The organism is Pseudomonas sp. TE36184 (assembly GCF_054060055.1).
In genome coordinates this window covers 1,088,777-1,108,441 of sequence record NZ_JBSSCU010000001.1, presented here as the reverse complement: position 1 = coordinate 1,108,441, position 19,665 = coordinate 1,088,777, and the positions used below count along the sequence as shown (strand labels likewise).

At 60.7% G+C, this 19,665-nt stretch carries 12 protein-coding genes; 5 read left to right on the top strand and 7 right to left on the bottom strand.

All coding sequences use genetic code 11. From position 1 onward, the window contains the following. Window positions 1–7 precede the first annotated feature (7 nt). Window positions 8–775, bottom strand: coding sequence for an SDR family NAD(P)-dependent oxidoreductase (locus tag ACVWZP_RS04985; RefSeq protein ID WP_017846263.1), 768 nt, complete (start codon window positions 773–775; stop codon window positions 8–10). 22 nt (window positions 776–797) lie between these two features. Continuing rightward, window positions 798–2,447 (bottom strand): AMP-binding protein, encoded by a 1,650-nt coding sequence (locus tag ACVWZP_RS04980; RefSeq protein WP_457369452.1) that lies wholly within the window; start codon window positions 2,445–2,447, stop codon window positions 798–800. Between the two features lie 236 nt (window positions 2,448–2,683). Here ACVWZP_RS04980 and ACVWZP_RS04975 point away from each other — a divergent pair, with 236 nt between their 5' ends. The 5 genes from ACVWZP_RS04975 (at window position 2,684) to ACVWZP_RS04955 (ending at window position 12,938) form a co-directional block, all read left to right on the top strand. Beyond that, window positions 2,684–3,577: a bestrophin family protein gene (locus tag ACVWZP_RS04975; protein ID WP_126588401.1), complete on the top strand. Its 894-nt coding sequence runs from the start codon at window positions 2,684–2,686 to the stop codon at window positions 3,575–3,577. A 76-nt stretch (window positions 3,578–3,653) separates the two neighbouring features. Next, on the top strand, window positions 3,654–4,712 hold the full coding sequence (locus ACVWZP_RS04970) for a tetratricopeptide repeat protein (protein ID WP_457369451.1): 1,059 nt from the start codon (window positions 3,654–3,656) through the stop codon (window positions 4,710–4,712). A gap of 142 nt (window positions 4,713–4,854) precedes the next feature. Next, entirely contained in the window at window positions 4,855–6,357 is a 1,503-nt protein-coding gene (locus tag ACVWZP_RS04965; RefSeq protein WP_126588402.1) for an ATPase domain-containing protein, read from the top strand. Continuing rightward, window positions 6,354–8,063, top strand: coding sequence for an ATP-binding protein (locus tag ACVWZP_RS04960; RefSeq protein ID WP_046383507.1), 1,710 nt, complete (start codon window positions 6,354–6,356; stop codon window positions 8,061–8,063). Before ACVWZP_RS04965 ends, ACVWZP_RS04960 begins: the two co-directional genes overlap by 4 nt. Before the next feature lie 111 nt (window positions 8,064–8,174). Further along, entirely contained in the window at window positions 8,175–12,938 is a 4,764-nt protein-coding gene (locus ACVWZP_RS04955) for a hypothetical protein (RefSeq protein WP_457369450.1), read from the top strand. 50 nt (window positions 12,939–12,988) lie between these two features. Here the strand turns inward: ACVWZP_RS04955 and ACVWZP_RS04950 are convergent, their stop codons facing one another. The 5 genes from ACVWZP_RS04950 to ACVWZP_RS04930 all read right to left on the bottom strand — a co-directional run bounded on the left by ACVWZP_RS04950 (window position 12,989) and on the right by ACVWZP_RS04930 (window position 19,556). Then, the gene (locus tag ACVWZP_RS04950; protein WP_017846270.1) at window positions 12,989–13,366 is read right to left on the bottom strand and encodes a response regulator; all 378 of its coding nucleotides are present in this window, start codon (window positions 13,364–13,366) and stop codon (window positions 12,989–12,991) included. Between the two features lie 78 nt (window positions 13,367–13,444). Then, the gene (locus ACVWZP_RS04945; RefSeq protein WP_046383509.1) at window positions 13,445–14,638 is read right to left on the bottom strand and encodes a hybrid sensor histidine kinase/response regulator; all 1,194 of its coding nucleotides are present in this window, start codon (window positions 14,636–14,638) and stop codon (window positions 13,445–13,447) included. After that, window positions 14,632–15,231, bottom strand: a complete 600-nt coding sequence (locus ACVWZP_RS04940) for a chemotaxis protein CheB (protein ID WP_017846272.1) — start codon at window positions 15,229–15,231, stop codon at window positions 14,632–14,634. The genes ACVWZP_RS04945 and ACVWZP_RS04940 overlap by 7 nt, the downstream gene beginning before the upstream one ends. Continuing rightward, complete coding sequence (locus ACVWZP_RS04935; protein ID WP_017846273.1) at window positions 15,228–16,058, bottom strand: CheR family methyltransferase; 831 nt, start codon at window positions 16,056–16,058, stop codon at window positions 15,228–15,230. The genes ACVWZP_RS04940 and ACVWZP_RS04935 overlap by 4 nt, the downstream gene beginning before the upstream one ends. Next, window positions 16,059–19,556 (bottom strand): response regulator, encoded by a 3,498-nt coding sequence (locus ACVWZP_RS04930; RefSeq protein ID WP_288080527.1) that lies wholly within the window; start codon window positions 19,554–19,556, stop codon window positions 16,059–16,061. Window positions 19,557–19,665 lie beyond the last annotated feature (109 nt).

Here is a 19,665-nt window from a genome sequence, read left to right as displayed (position 1 = left end):
TCCTCTCTTACTTGGCTGCCATGCGCAAGGCGCCGTCGAGACGGATCACCTCGCCATTGAGCATGCTGTTTTCAATGATGTGTCGAACCAACGCGGCGTATTCGCTCGGTTTGCCCAGGCGTGGCGGGAACGGCACGCCAGCGGCCAGGGAATCGCGGACTTCCGGGGTCATGCCGGCCATCATCGGGGTTTCGAAAATGCCGGGGGCGATGGTCATCACCCGAATGCCGAAGCGTGCCAATTCACGCGCGGCGGGCAGGGTCAGGCTGGCGATCGCACCTTTGGACGCAGCATACGCCGCCTGGCCGATCTGCCCGTCAAACGCCGCCACCGACGCGGTATTGATGATCACGCCGCGTTCACCGTCGGCGTCCGCCTGGGTTTCTGCGATGGCCGCAGCGGCCAGGCGCAGCAGGTTGAAGCTGCCGATCAGGTTGACGTTGATCACCTGGGCAAAGCTGGCCAGCCCATGGGGGCCGTTCTTGCCGAGGATCTTCTCGCCACGTACCACACCGGCGCAGTTCACCAGCCCGTGCAAGCCCCCAAAGGCCGCAACCGTGGCCTGCACGGCGGCTTCGGCAGCGGCTTCCTGGCTGATGTCCGCCACCGCGCTGCGGGCGTTGTCGCCCAGTTGTTTGGCCTTGGCCGCGACGGCATCGGCGTTCAGGTCCACCAGCATCACCTTGGCGCCGGCGGCGACCAGCATGTCAGCGGTGGCTGCGCCGAGGCCCGACGCGCCGCCGCTGACCAGAAAAACCTTGTTTGCAATCTGCATCGTTGTTTCCTTGAAAAGTGGATCAGGCCAACACGGCTTGCGCCTTGGCGATTTCCTGATTACGCAAAATGAAGCGCTGCAGCTTGCCGCTCGGGGTCTTGGGCAAGTCGCTGACAAATTCGATTTCCCGCGGGTAGGCATGCGCGGCCAGGCGCTGGCGTACATGCAGGCGCAATTCCTCGGCCAACTCGGGGGTGGCGCGGAACTGTTCGTTGATCACCACGAAGGCTTTCACCAGCTCGGTGCGTTCCGCGTCGGGCTTGCCGACGACCGCCGCTTCCACCACCGCCGGGTGTTCGACCAGCGCGCTTTCCACATCGAACGGGCCGACGCGGTAGCCGGAAGTGGTGATCACATCGTCACTGCGCCCGACGAAGCTGATGCTGCCGTCAGGGTTCAGTTCGACGGTGTCGCCGCTGAGGTAGTACTTGCCGACAAACGCCTTGGTCCGCACGCCGTCATAGCCGGCGAACCAACACATCGGCGATTGCTCGCGGTCGACGGCGAGAATCCCCGGCTGGCCGGCGGGCAATTCCTGGTGATCGTCGTCCAGCACCACGATGCGATGCCCCGGCGAGGCAAAACCCGCCGAACCGACATGCACCGGGTGTTCCAGGCCGTGGTGATTGCACAGCACCATACCCAACTCGGTCTGGCCGTAATGGTCATGGATGGTCACCCCCAGGTTGTCGGCAAACCAGCGGATCACTTCCGGGTTCAGCGGCTCGCCGGCGCTGCTGACAATACGCAGCTTGCCCTTGATCGAGCGGGCGAATTGCTCGCCGCCGGCAATCAACAGGCGATACGCGGTCGGCGAGCCGGTCAGGTTGGTGATCCCGTATTTATTGATCACCCGGCAGGTGCTTTCGAGGGTGAACGGGCCATCGTAGAAAGTAATCGGGTGGCCCATGGACAACGGTCCGGTCACGCCGAAATAGATGCCATAGGCCCAGCCCGGGTCGGCAACGTTCCAGAATGCGTCTTCGGGGCGCAGGTCCACCGCGTCGCGGGTGTAGCTCTGGAACGCAACAATGGCCTTGAGCGGCACCGACAGAGCTTTCGACGGGCCGGTGGTGCCCGAGGTGAACATCAGCAGGAACGGGTCGTCAGCGCCCAGCAGCACCGGCTCGCAGTGGTTGGAATAGGTGGCCAGCTCGGCCCAGAAGCTGAAATCACCGCGTACCAGGCCTTCGCCCTTGGCGCCAGTGACCGTGACGATCGTCGGGCAGCCCTCCACTTGCGCGAGCTTGGGCCGGTTCACCGCATCGGTGACCACCACGGCCGCGCCGGAACTGTTCAGGCGATGCTCAATGGCCTTGGGGCCGAAGGCGGTGAACAACGGTTGGTAGACGGCGCCGATGCGCCAGGTCGCAAGGACCACCACCAGTAATTCGGCGGTGCGTGGCAACAGGCCGGCCACCTTGTCGCCGCGTTTGACGCCCTGGGCCAACAGGAAATTGGCGAAGCGTGCAGCCTGGTCTTGCAAGTCGCTGAAGGTGGATGTGGCACTGCGCCCATCCTTGCCTTCCCAGAACAGCGCAATGCGCCCTGGTAACGCATGTCGGTCGCAGCATTCCACGCAGGCATTGAGGCCTTGCAGGTTACCGGCCAAGGTGCTGTCGACGGTATGTTGGTAATCGAACTCGGTAGTGGCAGCCAAATAGTCACGCATCGCTTCAAATCCTTCAGTATTTTTATTTTCAGGACGTTTTTTCGGACGAGAGCCGCGGAAATAGTCGCTCTAGAGCGCTGCAGCAGCAATGGTCAAAGCCACCAACATGCCTGACTGGTTTGGCCAATGCCGCTTGATCATAGACCCCGCCGATCAAGCGGTCGGCCCAAGCGATTGGACGCGCCGGCCGCCAGCTTCTAACCTGATGGCCTGCGCCACCGAAGAAGCCCCTCCCGATGATCGTTCGCCCCAAACCCAACCTGCTGGGCATTCTGTTTTCGCTCAAGGGCTCGATCGCCAAGCGCATCGCCCTGCGCAGCCTGCTGGTCACGTTGCTGGCCTCGGTCATCGTGCTGGTGGAAACCCTGCACCCGGCCTATTTCTCCAAGGTCAATGCCACGCCGTTCACCTTGCTCGGGCTGTCGCTGTCGATCTTCATGAGTTTTCGCAACAACGCTTGCTACGACCGCTGGTGGGAAGGCCGCAAGCAACTCGGGCAGATGACCATCGAAGTGCGCTCACTGATCCGTGAAACCCAGGTATTCAGCGACCCGCTGGAGCGGGCCGGCCTGCTGCGCGGCCTGTGCGGCTTTGCCCATGGATTGATCGCGCGCCTGCGCCTGGAAGATGAGGCGCGAGCGGTGAAGCCCTGGATCGACGTCGAAGCAGGCCACCCCAACCTCCCGGACCAGGTGCTGCAACAGCTCGGCGCGCGGTTTTCCGGGCTGGCCGAACGGGGCGTGATCAGTGAATGGCGCTACACCCAGCTGGAAACCCGACTGGTCAGCCTGACCCAGGTGCAGGCAGCGTGCGAGCGGATCAAAAGCACACCGCTGCCCTTCCCCTACACCCTGCTGCTGCACCGCACCATTTACCTGTTCTGCATTCTGTTGCCGTTTGCCATGGCCGAACCGCTGGGCTGGCTGACACCGGTGTTCACCGCAATCGTCAGCTACACCTTCTTTGGCCTCGACGAAATCGGCGACGACCTGGAGGACCCCTTCGGCTTCGATGAGAACGATCTGCCCTGCAACGCGATCGTGCGGACCCTGGAGCGCGAGATCCTGGCGGCCCTCGGCGAAACGGCCTTGCCGCCTGCCCTGCAGCCGGTGGAATACGTGCTGACCTGATACAGGTTTGACACTCGCCGTGGTCTGACCGAAGCTGAGAGCTTTGCCCTAGCTGCCTAAGCTCTCGGACGCCTGCATGTCAAAGTCACGCCGTTACTCCATCATCGGCCTGTGCGCCCTGTTGTTGATTGTGCTGATCACCTGGTATTTCTCCCGTTCCACCCCGGTGGCCGTGCCGCCCGCCATTGCCCATGGCTACGCGAAAGCCTTGAAACAGGCGCGCAACGGCGAACCGGGCGCCGCCCGCGTGCTGTACCAGCAACTGGCCAGGCCGGACTTGTCCGACGAGCGTCGTGTGGCCTTGCACGCCGAGCTGCCCAATTACCCCAGCCCCCAGGCACTGAAGCTCGCCGACAAGGACCTGGGCGATGACTCGCCGCAGGTGCGTGAAGCGGCGATTCACAGCATCGTCGGCCTGGTGCCCACGGGCCAGCGCACGCTGCTGCTCGGGCCGTTGCTCGACGATCCGCAACAAGACGTGCGCTTTGCCGCCGCCAACGCATTGCTCGGCCTCTCGCCCGACACCCTCGGCCTGTATTTCGGGCCCTTGCAGCAGGTACTCGATGAGTTCGTGAAGAAGCTCAAGGCGCAACCTGAAACCGCCGAAGGTTGGCTCCAACTGGCGCGCCTGTACATCCACAGCGCGCTGTTGCCGGAGGCGCAGAACGCCCTGGAGCAAGCGATGCGCCTGCAGCCGGACAACCTGCAAGCCGTGGTTGCGCAAATCGAACTGCTGGATAAACAAGGCAAGACCGACGAGTCCCGCCAACTGCTGGCCCGCCAGCTCGCGGCGCACCCCGAATCCGCGTACCTGCAACACGCCCTGGGCATGTGGTTGCTGCACCATGGCGAGCGTGCTTACGCCTTGCTCGGCCTGTCCAAGGCAGTGGAACTGGAACCGAGCAATCAGGATTACCGTTACGACCTGGCCACCACCCTGCACGCTCAGGAAGAACTCGAAGCCGCCCAGCGCCAGTTGGAAGAAATCATCCAGCGCCACCCGGCCAATCGCAAGGCGCGGGTGCTGCTGGTCAGCTACTGGAAAGAAAGCGGTCAATTGCAGAACGTTCAGGTGCTGCTGGCGCAGTTGGAGCAACAAAACCCGGATGATCCGGCGCTGCAACAGGGCCTGTAGGCGCGCCGCGTCGCCGCCCAGGCGCTGACATTGCGCGCAAAAGACGAAAAGGTGGAACCCCGCTCATACGCCAGGGTCAAGAAGGTATAGCGCGCTCGAACGAGCGCGCACCCCTTACTCGTATGTGACCTGAGGGCACTTCTTGTCTATGTCCAACGCGCTGTTATCCGAAAAGGCGGCCACCGGTATCGAAGGTCTTGATGACATTCTTTGCGGCGGTTTGTCCCGCAGCCATCTGTTTCTGCTCGAAGGCGAACCAGGGACCGGCAAAACCACCGTCGCCCTGCACTTCCTGAAGGCAGGGGCAGAAAATGGTGAACGCTCGCTCTATATCACCTTGTCCGAAACCGAACGTGAATTGCGCCAGGGCGCAAAATCCCACGGCTGGGATCTGGATGACAATATCCATATTTTCGAGCTGACCCCGCCGGAAAGCCTGCTCAATGCCGAACAGCAGCAAAGCCTGTTGTACTCTTCCGACCTGGAACTGGGCGAGGCCACGCGGCAGATCTTTGAAGTGGTGGAACGGGTCAAGCCGACCCGCGTGGTGGTCGACAGCCTCTCCGAAATCCGCCTGCTGGCGCAAAGTTCCCTGCGTTATCGACGACAGATCCTGGCGATCAAGCACTATTTCGTGCGTTACGACGCCACGGTGTTGCTGCTCGACGACCTGACCACCGAATCCCTCGACAAAACCGTACACAGCGTCGCCCACGGGGTGATTCGCCTGGAAGAACTGACGCCCAATTACGGCGCCGAACGCCGTCGCGTGCGGGTCGTGAAGTACCGCGGCCAAAAGTACCGCGGCGGCTTCCACGATTTCACCATCATGGGCGATGGCGTGCATGTGTTCCCGCGGCTGGTGGCGGCCGAGCATCGCGGCGGCTATGTGCGCGAGACCCTGAGCAGCGGCATTCGCGAAATGGATGCCTTGATGGGCGGCGGAGTCGAGACTGGCTCCAGCAGCCTGATCCTCGGCCCCGCCGGCACCGGCAAGTCGCTGATCTCGATGGTGTTTGCCGCCGCCGCCGTGGCGCGGGGCGAAAAAGCCGCGCTGTTCATCTTCGATGAGGAACTGGGCCTGCTCTTCGAGCGCATGAAAAACATGGGCATCGACCTCGCCGCGCTGCAAGCCACCGGCAACCTGCTAATCGAACAAGTCGACGCGGCCGAGTTGACCCCCGGCGAGTTCTCGCACCGCGTGCGGCGCTGCGTGGATGAGCGCGGGATCAAGACTGTGGTGATCGACAGCATCAACGGCTATCAGGCCGCCATGCCGGAAGAAAATGCGCTGATCCTGCACATGCACGAACTGCTGCTGTATCTCAACCGCCGCGGCGCCGCCACGTTCATGACCGTCGCCCAGCACGGCCTGGTCGGTGACATGCAGGCGCCCGTCGACATTACCTACCTCGCCGACACGGTCATTCTGCTGCGCTATTTCGAAGCGCTGGGCAAGGTGCGCCGCGCCATTTCAATCATCAAGAAACGCACCGGTGCCCATGAATCGACCATTCGCGAGTACCGCATCAGCAGCCAGGGCATGACTGTCGGCGAGCCGCTCGATAATTTCCAGGGCGTACTGCGCGGTATCCCCACGTACATGGGCGCCGGCTCTCCTCTGCTCAAGGATGAGGGTCAGTGACGAGCCTATCCCCCGTCTCCGAGCGCGCCATCGTACTTGCGCCGATGGGCCGCGACGGCGCGTTGGCGCTGATGATGCTCAACGAGGCCGGGTACAACGGCGTGATCGCCACGGGCCTGACGGCCTTGTGCAACGCACTGGAAGAAGGGGCCGGCCTGCTGATTATTGCTGCCGAAGCCTTGCGCGGCGTCGACCTGGAGCCGCTGCTCGAGTATTTGCACCAACAGCCTGCGTGGTCGGACTTGCCCATCGTATTGATGACCCATCACGGCGGCGCCGAGCAGAACGGTTCCTCGCACCTGAGCGGGTTATTGGGCAATGTCACCTTCCTCGAGCGGCCTTTCCATCCTGTGACGTTGATCAGCCTGGTTACGGCGGCACTGCGCGGACGCCGCCGACAATACGATGCGCGCGACCGGCTGATCGACCTGAGCGAAAGCGAACTGCGCTTGCAACGCACGCTGGAGACGCTCGAGCAGCAAGTAGAAGAACGCACGGCGCAGCTGCGCAGCAATGAAGAAGCACTGCGTCAATCGCAGAAGATGGAGGCCGTCGGCCAGTTGACCGGCGGCATCGCCCATGACTTCAACAACATGCTCACCGGCATCATCGGCAGCCTGGAGTTACTGCGCAGGCGCGTCTCCCGCGGCAAGCTGGACGACCTGGACAGCCTGATCGACCTGGGCGTCACCTCCGCCAACCGGGCCGCCGGCCTTACCCACCGCCTGCTCGCGTTCTCCCGGCGGCAGTCGCTGGATTCAAAACCCGTCGAGATCAACCAACTGGTGACCTCCATGGGCGAACTGTTGCAACGCAGCATCAATGAAAGCATTGCGCTGGACATGCGCCTCAGCGACCCGCTCTGGACCGCCGAAGCCGACCCCAACCAGTTGGAAAGCGCGCTGCTCAACCTGGTGATCAACGCACGCGATGCCATGCCGAACGGCGGCAACCTCACCGTGGAAACCAGCAACCGCCATCTCGACAGCGTGTTCACCGCCGCCTACGGCACATTGCAACCCGGTGACTACGTTGAATTGAGCGTCAGCGACAGCGGCTGCGGTATCCCGGAAAGTTTAATGGGGCGCGTCTTCGATCCTTTCTTCACCACCAAACCGATCGGCCAGGGCACCGGCCTCGGCCTGTCGATGATTTACGGCTTTGCACGGCAATCCGGTGGCCATGTGACGATCCACAGCGAAGTCGGAAAAGGCACTACCGTCAGCCTGTTCCTGCCGCGTTTCGTCGGTAAAATGGTCGTGGCCGAAGCGGCGAACCCCGCGCGGCTGCCCTTTGCCAATGCCGGTGAAACAGTGTTGATCGTCGAGGACGACCCGGCGGTACGGGTGCTGGTCAGCGCGGTGCTCAAGGAACTGGGCTATGCCTTTGTCGAGGCCAGCGATGCCAACACAGCACTGCCGATCATCGAGTCCGACCAGCGCATTGACCTGATGATCAGCGATGTCGGGCTGCCGGGCATGAACGGCCGGCAACTGGCGGAAATCGGCCGGCAGATTCGGCCGGAACTCAAGGTCCTATTTATCACCGGCTATGCCGAACACGCGGCGGTGCGCGGTGGTTTTCTGGACCCTGGGATGCAGTTGATTACCAAGCCGTTCACGTTTGATCTCTTGACGGCGAAAGTCAGGGAAATGATCCGCGCAGCCGCCAGCCAAGCGGAGGCAATCGGCAACAAGGTGCAATAAAGCCACGGTTCGAAAATGGAATCGGTCAAGGGGCTTGGGTACGAAGGATTACCACTGGGACCTGGAATTTTCACCCAGTGGACCTCAATCCTGATGATAGAGCCGCCACCCATGACGATTTCCAACAGCCTTGCCCACGCTTTTCCCCCGCATTCTTCCATTGCAAGCGACACGCTGGAGCCAGTCGAGCAGGTAGCTGTAGAGCCTGACCGCGAAAGCCCCCACCTCTCTGCCCCTGGCGATTCCCCCCGGGCCAGGGGCGACAGTGCGTTGGCGCAGAACTACGGCAAGGCATTGCAGGGCTTCAGCGGCGTTCCCGCCCACGACAACGCGATCATGGTGGATATTCCGCCGGATTCAACATTTGGCCAGTGGTGGAAGTTACTAGGCAATGCCGCTCGGTCGCCGGAGTTCCTCGACTGGCGGCTCACGGTCAGAGCCCTGCCCGACTCGATCAAAATCCTGCCGCAAAGTGGTCAAGTCACCTACCGTGTAACCCCAGATGTTTCGCCCAATGCGCCCTTACAGTTGCGTGCGAGCGAGGACAAGCGCTGGTCGGCGGTGCGAGAACCGTTAATGAATATCGGAGGGGTCATCTCCGACAGGAACAGGCCGTTTCCCCTTCCGTCGTCCGAGAGCACCAACCGTGCGCCGGCCTGGCTGGTTGGGCAGTTCTACAAAGAGCCGACGCGAATCGCCCCTTCCGAACTCCAGCAACGCGCCGCCGAGCTGGAGCGCGATAAAACCTTTGCCCCGCTTGACCCCGCTGTATTCCCTGGGCTCCAGGAAACGCGCAGCGAGGACGCACTCGAGCAGCAGCAGACGCTGCTGGGGAACATCAACAACCGGCACCAAGCGACTGTGTTGTTGAAGCATCTGGGGACAGTGCTTGCCTCAGGCAGCCTTCAGCTGTCGCAGGTCCCCGCGTATCTGCGTGAAACCACCTTCGAATTGAACCCCCACTCCTCATACGAACGGGACCGAGGCGTGCAGCAAGGAGGCGTGGCTAGCCTGGCTGATTTTCTTGAATACCACGGCTTTGAAAAACCCGGCACCGCACAGGACGTGGAGAACCTCAGGCGATTCCTCCTCACCCCCACACCGCGAAGCCCCGTCCATGGTAACTACGGCGGCGCCCTGTCCTGGCCGCAGCCGATTGACACGGACACCCAGCGCCAACTGTTGGCGTTCTTGCAGCACGGCAATGTGGGTGACCTGAACCTGGGGAGCAACCGCAATGTGTTGGAAGCGTTGATGCCAGGTGTAGCAGTCGAAGCCCACGAGCTTCGCAACCCACGGCAACTGCTCGACCGCATCATCCAGTCGCCCAAGGGCCAGGCGCTGGGGGCGGCCATCCATGCCAAGTTCAACACACTGTCGGTCAAAGGCAGCGTCAATGACTGGTTAATGGCGGCCTTGAACCTGAATTACACCGATGCATTCACCCAGGCAACCTTGCCCCAGAAGCACATTTCAGGCTTTGACCTGGCCGGCCAGCAGCTTAAAGGCAAACCTTTATCAGAGACGGCCCAGCGTGTGGCCGACCATTTGTACTACGTCACGAAAGAGGCTTCGTCACCGGAAAAAGCCAATATCCAGGCCAACCTGAAACTGGCCTCCAAGGCGCCAGAGTTGCTGGTCAAGGATATCCCCGCCACGGTCACTCACGGCTCCCCCGCCCACGTCAGCCTCAGTACCGCGGTGGCGCGCATAGAGGCTGAGACGCCGGGCCGGGCATCCACCATGAGTTACGGCGAGGTCATGTTGTACGCGGATATCGCCCCGGTGTCCCAGGCTCAGCGTCAGATCGAATATGTCGCCCAGCATGACGCGCTCAAGGAATGGGGCCTGACCAACAGCATCGTCACGAGTGTGACGTCGCCCGCAGATATGCAAACCATCGCCGACGCCTTTAACCAGCAGGTCGGCGAACTGCGAACAGCTTCCGAAGCACAGCGCACGCCCGCGCCGGCGTCTCGCAAGGAGATGGCCCTGGCCGAACTGCGCGAAGTTTTGGGCGATGACGCGCGCCTGGAACTGAAGTGCATCGTACTGGACACTTACGATAAAGATCGACCCGGGCCCTATTCGATATTGGACTTGTACATGGAGAACATGCTGCACAACCCGCCCAATGTGCCCTACCACCCGGCCCGGCACAACAACGCGTCACACCCCAATCAATGGGTGATCGAGCCTTACACACCACCGCGCAGGGGCCCCGGACGCTCTGCTGCCAACACGCCCAACTTCACCCTCGAGGAGGTCTTGAGCAAGACGCAAAACCTGAAAAATATCAGCAGGGAATTCGTCAGTGAGTTCCAACAGTTTGGTCGCGCCCTCGACAGCAGCGTCGCCACGCAGGTCAAGCACCTGATCGCCCAGTTGCCGCTGGAGGACCGGCAGAATATCGAATACGGAAGCCTTTCGATCTTCAAGGAGTTCAAGGGCGAACATCAGCTCAGCGGTATCGTCCGGGTCCCGGCTGCCGACGGCAACCCTGTGCTATTGAAAGTGATGCGCGACGGGATTGCCCATACCTATGAACTGAATGTCCAGAAGAACACGCTCACCAAACGCGGGGACCTCGGCGATTTCCAGCCCGGTTATCAGCCTGGGGCTCATATAGAAGACGGAAAACCGCGCGATAACAACACGCCGTATACCGACATGGTCCCCGTCACACTGTCCATTCCCGATGAAGGTTCCCCGCTGGTACGGCAACAGCTGCTACAAGAAAACACCGACACCGCCGGGCCGTTGAACAGTTTCGCCAGCCCCCGGAGCGCGGCCATCGGTGCCACGGTGGCCAAGGTCAGCAGCGTATGGGGCGCGCTGGAGGCCGAGGCTCGAGGGGTGACGACGGTTGAGTCCGAGGTACCCTTTTACAAAAAGTTAAATGAGTTGCTTCTTAACCTGATCCCATTACGGTCAGCCATCAAGCATTTTACGGAGGGCAACCTCGGCGAAGGGATCATCGACTTATCACTCGACCTGTTTGGCATCATGACCGTTGGAGCCTCCACCGTAGGGAAACTGGCTAACGTTGCAACCAAGACCCTGTCTGCCGGTAGCAAGGCCTTGCATATAGGAAAGACCCTGGGGTTGAGCGCGATCAGCCTGGTTAATCCGTTGGACGGCGCGGCGGATTTACTGCGCGCTACCGGTCGCGGCGTGGCAAGCGTCGGTAAACGCGTCATCACCGACACGATTCAAGACGTCCGGCACCTACGCGGCACCCACACTGGCTACGACCTGGTCGCCGCGAGCAAACAATACGACGCGGCAGCGATGGGTACCTTCAAGACGTCCGGCGAGACCTTGCAAGGTGCCGCGGTTCTTCAGGACGGTAAATGGTATGCCTTTGATACGACGACCCGACGCCCGTTTGGCAAAGCACTGGACGATTTCCAGCCGTCAATACGAGGCGGCACTCAGGAGCTTCACGCGTGGCAAAACACGCAGCGCGCGCTCTCGCCGGAGTCGATTCAAATTCGAAAAGACTGGGGAAAGCTACTGGATCGTTACCAGGGCGATGGGGTGACGCCCAGCGCAGCGTTTAAGAGTGGCTATGAGGAAGGCGCGCCGGAACTGATTAAAGGCTATGCCAAGGACATGAAATCAGAAGACGTGATGAAGCTGGCGCTACGCCCGGACAAAACAGCAAAAGAGGTGGGCACCTTGGTCCGCCAGCAGGAAAGGCTGGCTGTCCAGCACGGGCTCAACGGCACACAGCATTTCAACGCCCACGTAAATGCCGTCGGAGGAACGTTCACCCCCGTACCTCAGACCATCTACCTTAGCCAGGTCAACCACCTTTCCGATGGGCAGTGCGCCGCTCTCTCGCGTACGTTCGCATCGGCCAAGGCGCAAGGAAAAGAACGCGTATTTATTGACAACCTGTACGTTGCCGCCGCCAATCCGCGGGCTGAGGGGTCGCGAGTATTTGCTCGCACATTAGACGATGTGCAAAAAAGCATCAGTACACCGTTCATGTTTCACGCCGGTAACCCACAGCGCCAGGTAACGTATCAGGACATGATTACGGAACTGGCCAATGCGCCTGGGGGCAAGACCGTGATGATCGACTCTCCCGGCCATGCGATGGTGGCCGGGTCCGTGCCGGATGGCGACGGTAAGAAGTTCTTTTTTTACGACCCGAATGTTGGAGTGGCCGAGTTTTCAAGCGAGGCCATGATGAGGCGTGGTCTCGAAAAAATATTCAATGACAAGAAGCTGCCGGTCCAATACAAAACTTATAGCAATGACCCCAAAAAACTTGAATTCAAGATCAGCGACCATCACGAGTCGTGGATAAGCACCGCGAGTCTTCATGACAGACCGGTCAAACGGCTTTATGAAGAATCCATCCCGACGACGGTTACTCACCTGAAGCCCCCCGCCCCGACCCACCACATCGCTATGTCGGATTACAAGGACGTCACCGTCACTGACCCGACCGCAATCATCAGCACCAGTGGCATCAGTGATTGTACGGCCCTGGCGGTGCTTACCGACTTGAAAGAGGGTGTCTACCAGAAACGAACATTAATGCACTTCCAAGGCGGCGTGCCGACGACAGAACAACAGCGCGTGCTGAAACAACTGGAGGGATCGTTAGACCAGACAAGCAAAGTGATTTATGTGGGCGGCGATTATGTCCGGACCATTCCGGGATTAGGCATCGCTCTGAAACAAGGTGACGCCGGTGAACAAGTGCTGTTCAACATCGCAAACAAATACCCGGCGTCCACTACGATCGCAACGGCCAACCGTATTGACATAAAACCCGATGGATCGTTTGAGCTCTTCGAGGGAACCAACCCCGCACGGGTACTTGATTCACATGCAAAGGACGAGGTGCTTGCCTGGTAATCCTGACCGGCCAGGGGCATCAGCGGTTGTTGGACTGACACATGCAGGTGTCACGCCAACAACCGCAGGATATGTTCTTGCAGCGTATCCAGGTCGAACGGCTTGGCCAGGATCGGCGCCTTGCGTGTGATCGGGCTGTCGCAGTCACGAATTTCCTGCGGGTAGCCACTGATAAAAATCACCTTCAGCTCCGGGCGCAACTTCACCGCCGGCTCGGCGATCTGCACGCCGGTGACGCCGCCAGGCAGGCGATAGTCCGTCACCATGAGGTCCAAGTGCGGTTTACTGGCGAGGATTTCAAAAGCCTGCTCCCCATTGATCGCCTTCAATACCCGATAGCCCAGGCCTTTGAGGTATTCATCCAGGACAAACATAATCGATTCGTCGTCCTCGACGATCAGAACGACATCTTGTGCATCTTCACTCATGGGAAGCCTTTGTCCGGTCAATTGCTGCACTTACGACCATGCAGTCACGCAGAGGTTGCGTCGAAGTGACGATTGTTTTCACGCCGACGCGTCCAGGGGCAGGCACACCCGGAACAGGGCGCCCTCGCCTATCTGGCTCTCCACCTCGATGGTACCGCCATGGGCCGCGACGATCTGTTCGGAAATAAACAGCCCGAGGCCCAGACCGGCGGCCACATGGCTGGCGGACACGCGCTCGAACTGCTGGAAAATGCGCTTCTGATTGTCGGCGCTGATGCCGATCCCGTGGTCCCGCACCTCCAGCCGTGCTTCGCCGTGTTCGCTGTACACCCGCACGCCCACCGGGCTCTTGGCCCCATAGCGCAAGGCGTTGGTCAGCAGGTTGGACACCACTTGCTCGATGCGGAATTCATCCCAGCTGCCCTCCACCGGACCTTCCGCCTCCAGTTGCATGGACGACTCGGCGGCGGCCACTTGCGGCGCGAAGTTTTCCAGCAGGTTGCGCACCAGTTGCGTGAGGTCGAAGCGCGCCGGACGAATCGACAGTTTGCCGGTGCGGATGCGCGACACGTCGAGCATGTCTTCGATCAGCCGGATCAGGCTCTGGATCTGCCGCTCATCGCGGTCGACCATGGCGCGCATCTTCTCCAGGGTGAACGCGGCGGCGTTGTCCCGGGCCAGGTGCATCTTGCGCAGTTGGGTTTCGAGAATCAGCCCGTTGAGTGGCGTGCGGACTTCGTGGGCGACGATCGACATGAAGTCATCGCGCATGCGTACCGCCTGCTCCAACTCTGCCTGAGTGGCCTGCAGGCGCGTCAGCAGCAACTCCTGTTCGCGGCGGCTGCGCTCCAGCGCTTCCACCTGCTGCTTCATCGCCTTGCTCTGGCGGTACAGGTCGACGAACACATTGACCTTGCTCTTCACCGCATGGATATCCAGCGGCTTGTGCAGGAAGTCCACGGCCCCGCTTTCATAACCCTTGAAGGCATAGTTGAGTTCGCGGCCGGCGGCGCTGACGAATACGATCGGGATGTTCTTGGTCTTTTCGGTGCCGCGCATCAGCTCGGCCAACTCGAAACCGTTCATGCCAGGCATCTGCACATCGAGGATCGCCATGGCGAACTCGTGCTCCAGCAACAGGGACAAGGCCTCGTCGGCGCTCAAGGCCTTGAAGACCTGGCGGTCCTCGCGCTTGATCAGCGCTTCGAGGGCCAGCAGGTTTTCCGGCAGATCATCGACGATCAGCAGTTTGGCCTGGATAGTACTTAACATGGGGAAGATTCCAGGGAAGCCAGCAATGAGGCAATGCGGCTCAAGGTCAGAATATGGTCAGGCGTGTGCAGGGCCAGCGCCGCCCGCGGCATCACGGCAATCCGTGCTTCGTCGGGGTCCTGTACGACAGTGATACCGCCCGATTGCTTGACGTGGGCCAGCCCTTGGGCGCCGTCCTGGTTCGCACCGGTCAGCAGTATGGCCAGCAGGCGCTTGCCGTAGACATCGCCGGCCGAGGCGAACAGGTAATCGATGGCGGGCCGGGAATGGTGTACCCGGTCTTCCTGGCTCAAAGACAGGCTGCGGTCATGCTCCACCGACAAATGATAGCCGGGGCTGGCGAAGTACAAGGTGCCCGGTTGGATCACTTCCTTGTCCTGCCCTTCGCGTACCGGAATCTGCAAACGCCGCGCAAACACTTCCGCCAACTGGCTACGGCGCTCGTCCGGCAGGTGCAGCACGGCAATGATCGGCAGCCCGAAGGCCTGCGGCAGATCGCCAAAAATACTCAGCAACGCCTCAACGCCGCCGGCGGACGCGCCGACGACGATGGCTTCTATCCCACACATGGGGTTGGCGGCAGCGTCGTTCATGATTTCCGGTAGATCCGTTCCTGTTTGACCAAGGGCTCGAAATGCTTGTTGTAGGCGGAAAAATCCAGGGTTTCCTTGCTGCCCAGCACCAGGAAGCCACGATGACACAGCGACTCATGGAACAATCCAAACGCCCGATCCTGCAATTTTTTATTGAAGTAAATCAGTACATTACGACATGAAATTAATTGAGTTTCTGAGAACACACTGTCGGTTGCCAAGCTGTGGTCGGCGAACGTGACATTCTCGCGCAACGTCTTGTCGAAGATCGCATGATCGTAAGCCGCCGTGTAGTAATCGGCAAAGGAACGCTGCCCACCGGCCTGCTGGTAGTTGGCGGTATAGGCACGCACATTCTCCAGGGAAAAAATTCCCTGCTTGGCTTTATCCAGCGATGCCGGGTTGATGTCGGTGGCGTAGATGATGGTGCGTTCCAACAGCCCTTCTTCGCGCAGCAGGATCGCCATGGAGTACACCTCCTCCCCGGTGCTGCAACCGGCGATCCAGATCTTGATCGACGGATAAGTCTTGAGCAGCGGCACCACTTCCTGGCGGATCGCGAGGAAGTGCGACGGGTCGCGAAACATCTCGCTGACCGGAATCGTCAAAAACTGCAGCAATTGCATGAACGCTGCCGGATCGTGCAGGACGCGCTCCTGCAACGCCGAAATCGTCGCGCATTCAAACTGGCGCAGGGCGTGGGCCACACGGCGTTTGACCGACGCACCGGAGTAGTCGCGAAAGTCATAGCTGTACTTGAGGTAGATCGCCTCAATCAGCAGGCGCAGCTCAATATCACTGCTTTTTTCCAAAAAACTGCGTTCCACTTAAATACGTTCCATCTTCGGTAACCAGACGCGAATCAGCGAGAACAGGCGATCCAGGTCAATCGGCTTGGCCAGGTAATCGTTGGAGCCGGCCGCCAGGCAACGCTCCTGATCGTCCTTCATGGCCTTGGCCGTCACGGCGATGATCGGCAGCTTCTTCCAGCGCGGGTCCTGGCGGATCAGGGCGGTGGCCTCGTAACCGTCCATTTCCGGCATCATCACGTCCATCAGCACCAGGTCGATATCATCGACTTCATTGAGCCTGGCGATGGCTTCATGGCCGTTACGCCCGATCACCACCACGGCGCCTTTGTGCTCCAGGGCGCTGGTCAGGGCGAAGATGTTGCGCACATCGTCGTCCACCAACAGGATCTTGCGCCCTTCGAAGACCTTGTCGCGGCTGCGCGCGGTCTTGAGCATCTTCTGGCGTTCATGGGACAGCTGCGATTCGACTTTGTGCAAAAAGAGTGTGACTTCGTCGAGCAGGCGCTCCGGCGAACGGGCGCCCTTGATGATGATCGAGCGCGAATACTTGCGCAGCTCGGCCTCTTCGTCGCGGGTCAGGTTGCGCCCGGTGTAGACGATCACCGGCGGGAACGAGCAGATATCCTCGGTGGCCATGCGCTTGAGCAGCTCGTTGCCGAGCATGTCGGGCAACTTGAGGTCGATGATCATGCAGTCGTAGATGTTCGTGCGCAGCAGGTCGAGGGCTTCCTGGGCAAAGCCGACGGCGGTGATCTCGATGTCATCGTCGCCGATCAGGCGGGCAATGCTCTCGCGCTGCAGGTCATCGTCTTCCACCAGCAGCACGCGCTTGACCTTCTGGGTCAGCTTGGCTTCCAGGCGCGTGAATATATCCTTGAGCTCTTCGCGGGTGGTGGGTTTCACCGCGTAACCGATGGCGCCCATGTGCATGGCGGCTTCGACGCGGTCTTCCACGGAGATCACATGCACCGGGATGTGGCGGGTATTGGCGTGTTCCTTGAGGCGTTGCAGCACCGTCAGCCCGGAATGGTCCGGCAGGCGCATGTCGAGCAGGATCGCGTCGGGGATGTACTCCTCGGCCAGGCTGTAACCCTCATCCGCACCATGGGCCACCAGGCAGTGGTAGCCCAACTCATGGGCGAGGTCGAACAGGATGCGCGCGAAGTTCGGTTCGTCTTCCACCACCAGGATGCAGCGCGTGGCGAACGGCGCTTTCTCGCGGTCGTCGGCAAAGCGCGGGATCTGTGTGGCATCGGCCACCGGCAGCGGCGAGACCGCGATGGGCTTGGGCGCCGGGGCGGCAATCACCTGGCGCGGTTGCTCGATAGGCGCAGCGTCTTCCTCGCGTTCGACGTACTGCTCCGGGATGACCAGGGTGAACGTGCTGCCCTGGCCGGGTTCGCTGGTGACGCTGATATAGCCGCCGAGCAACGCGGCCAGGTCGCGGGAAATCGACAACCCCAGGCCGGTGCCGCCATACCGGCGATTGGTGGTGCCGTCGGCCTGACGGAAGGCTTCGAAGATGCTCTCCTGCTGGTCCGGGGCGATGCCTATCCCGGAATCGCGCACGGTAAAGGCGACGCCCTCCCCCGGCGCGCGGGACACCGACAGGCTGACCTGGCCCTGCTCGGTGAACTTGACCGCGTTGGACAGCAGGTTCTTGAGAATCTGCTCCAGACGCTGGCGATCGGTAAAGAGCATGGTCGGCGTACCTTCCTGCACCTGCACCTGGAACCCCAGCTTGCGATCGGCCGCCAGCGGCTCGAACATCCCGCGCAGGCCATCGACCAGGCGCGCCACGCTGGAGTTTTCCGGGCGCATTTCCAGCTTGCCGGCTTCGACCTTGGAGATATCGAGGATGTCGTTGATCAGGTTGAGCAGGTCATTGCCGGCGGAATAGATCGACTCGGCAAACTTGACTTGCTCGGCGCTGAGGTTTTCCTGAGGGTTCTCCGCCAGCAACTTGGCCAGGATCAGCGAGCTGTTCAGCGGCGTGCGCAGTTCGTGGGACATGTTGGCGAGGAATTCTGATTTGTACTTGCTCGAGCGTTGCAACTCGTCAGCGCGGTCTTCCAGCTCAAGCTGAGCCTGGTTGAGCTCGACGTTCTTGCGGTCCATGGCATCGCGCTGCTCGGCCAGGGTAAGGGTCTGCTCGGCCAATTGCTCATTGGTCTGCTCGAGTTCCGCCTGTTGCGTTTCCAGGTGGGCCTGGGACTCCTTGAGGATGCGCGATTGCTCTTCCAGCTCTTCGTTGGCGGTCTTGAGCTCTTCCTGCTGCACTTGCAGCTCTTCGTTGAGCTGCTGGGTCTCGGCCAGCACTTCCTGCAAGCGCTGGCGATAGCGGGCGGCTTCGATGGAGGTACCGATATTGCCGGCGATGAGTTCCAGCAGTTCGATGTCGCGCTCCTGCAGCGGGCGCAGGAAACCCAGTTCGATCACGCCGTTGATCCGGTCGTCATCGCTGGTCGGCACCACCAGCACGCTGCGGGTCGTGCCTTCGCCCAGGCCGGAACTCACTTTGAAGTAATCCACCGGCACGTCGTCCAGGCGAATCAGGCGACCGAGCTGGGCGGCCTGCCCCACGATGCCTTCGTCGCTGTAGATCGCCTGCTCCTGCTGCTCCTGCTCGCGGGAGAAACCATAGGTGGCCACGCGCTTGAGGCCGCCGTGCTCTTCACGCACATACAGCGCCGCCACCACCGAGCCCATGTACTGGGCAAAGAACTGCAGGATATTGCGTCCCAACATGTTCAGGGTCAGTTGACCGAGCACCTGTTCGGCCAGTTCGGTCTGGCCATTGCGCAGCCAAGCTTGTTGCTCCAGACGCAATGCGATCTTCTGTTGCGACGCGAAGTTCGCACTGTAACTATCTGAAAGTGATAGTAAATTTTTACGACCAATGTAAGCCAGAAAGCCGCTCAGCCCCAGCACGAACACCAAGTACAGGGTGACGCTGATGAGGGTGGTACGGGTGACTTCCGCGTTGCGGGTAATCCGGAACTGTTGCTCCATCGCCACCGCGTCGTCGTATTCATTGCGAATCTCATCGGTCAGGCGTTTACCCCGGCCGGCTTTCACCGCGCTGCGGTAGTCGCCGTTCTCGCGCTGCATATCAATCATCGACTGGGCGTAGTTGTTCCACTCCAGTTGCAGGCTTTCCAGACGCTTGAGGCGATCTACCTGCTGGGGGTTGTCCGCCGCCAGTTCCTGCAAATTGTGTAAGTCGGCAATGATCCGCGGCTTGGCCACTTCATACGGGTCGAGGAAATGCTCGTCGCCGGTGATCAGGAAGCCGCGCATGCCGGTTTCCAGGTCAACCGTCAGCTTGGACGTTTCGTTGAGGTTATTGATGACCCGATCGGTGTGCTCTACCCACTGGATCACCGACAACAAATAAGTGATCAGACACACAAAAAACACCGCACTGAGCACACCCACACCGAGGGGCAGTGCGACGTTGCGGCTCAACAGCTTACGAAAGCTCTTTTCATCGACGGTCGACGCGGGAGTCATGGGCATGCCTTTGCCAAATGCGGAAAAACCGGGAGTTTGCCCCAAAGTTGCGGTTGAACGCTATTTTTCTGCCATGAACCGCTGCAACCCGAAACGGCGCAATCGGGCA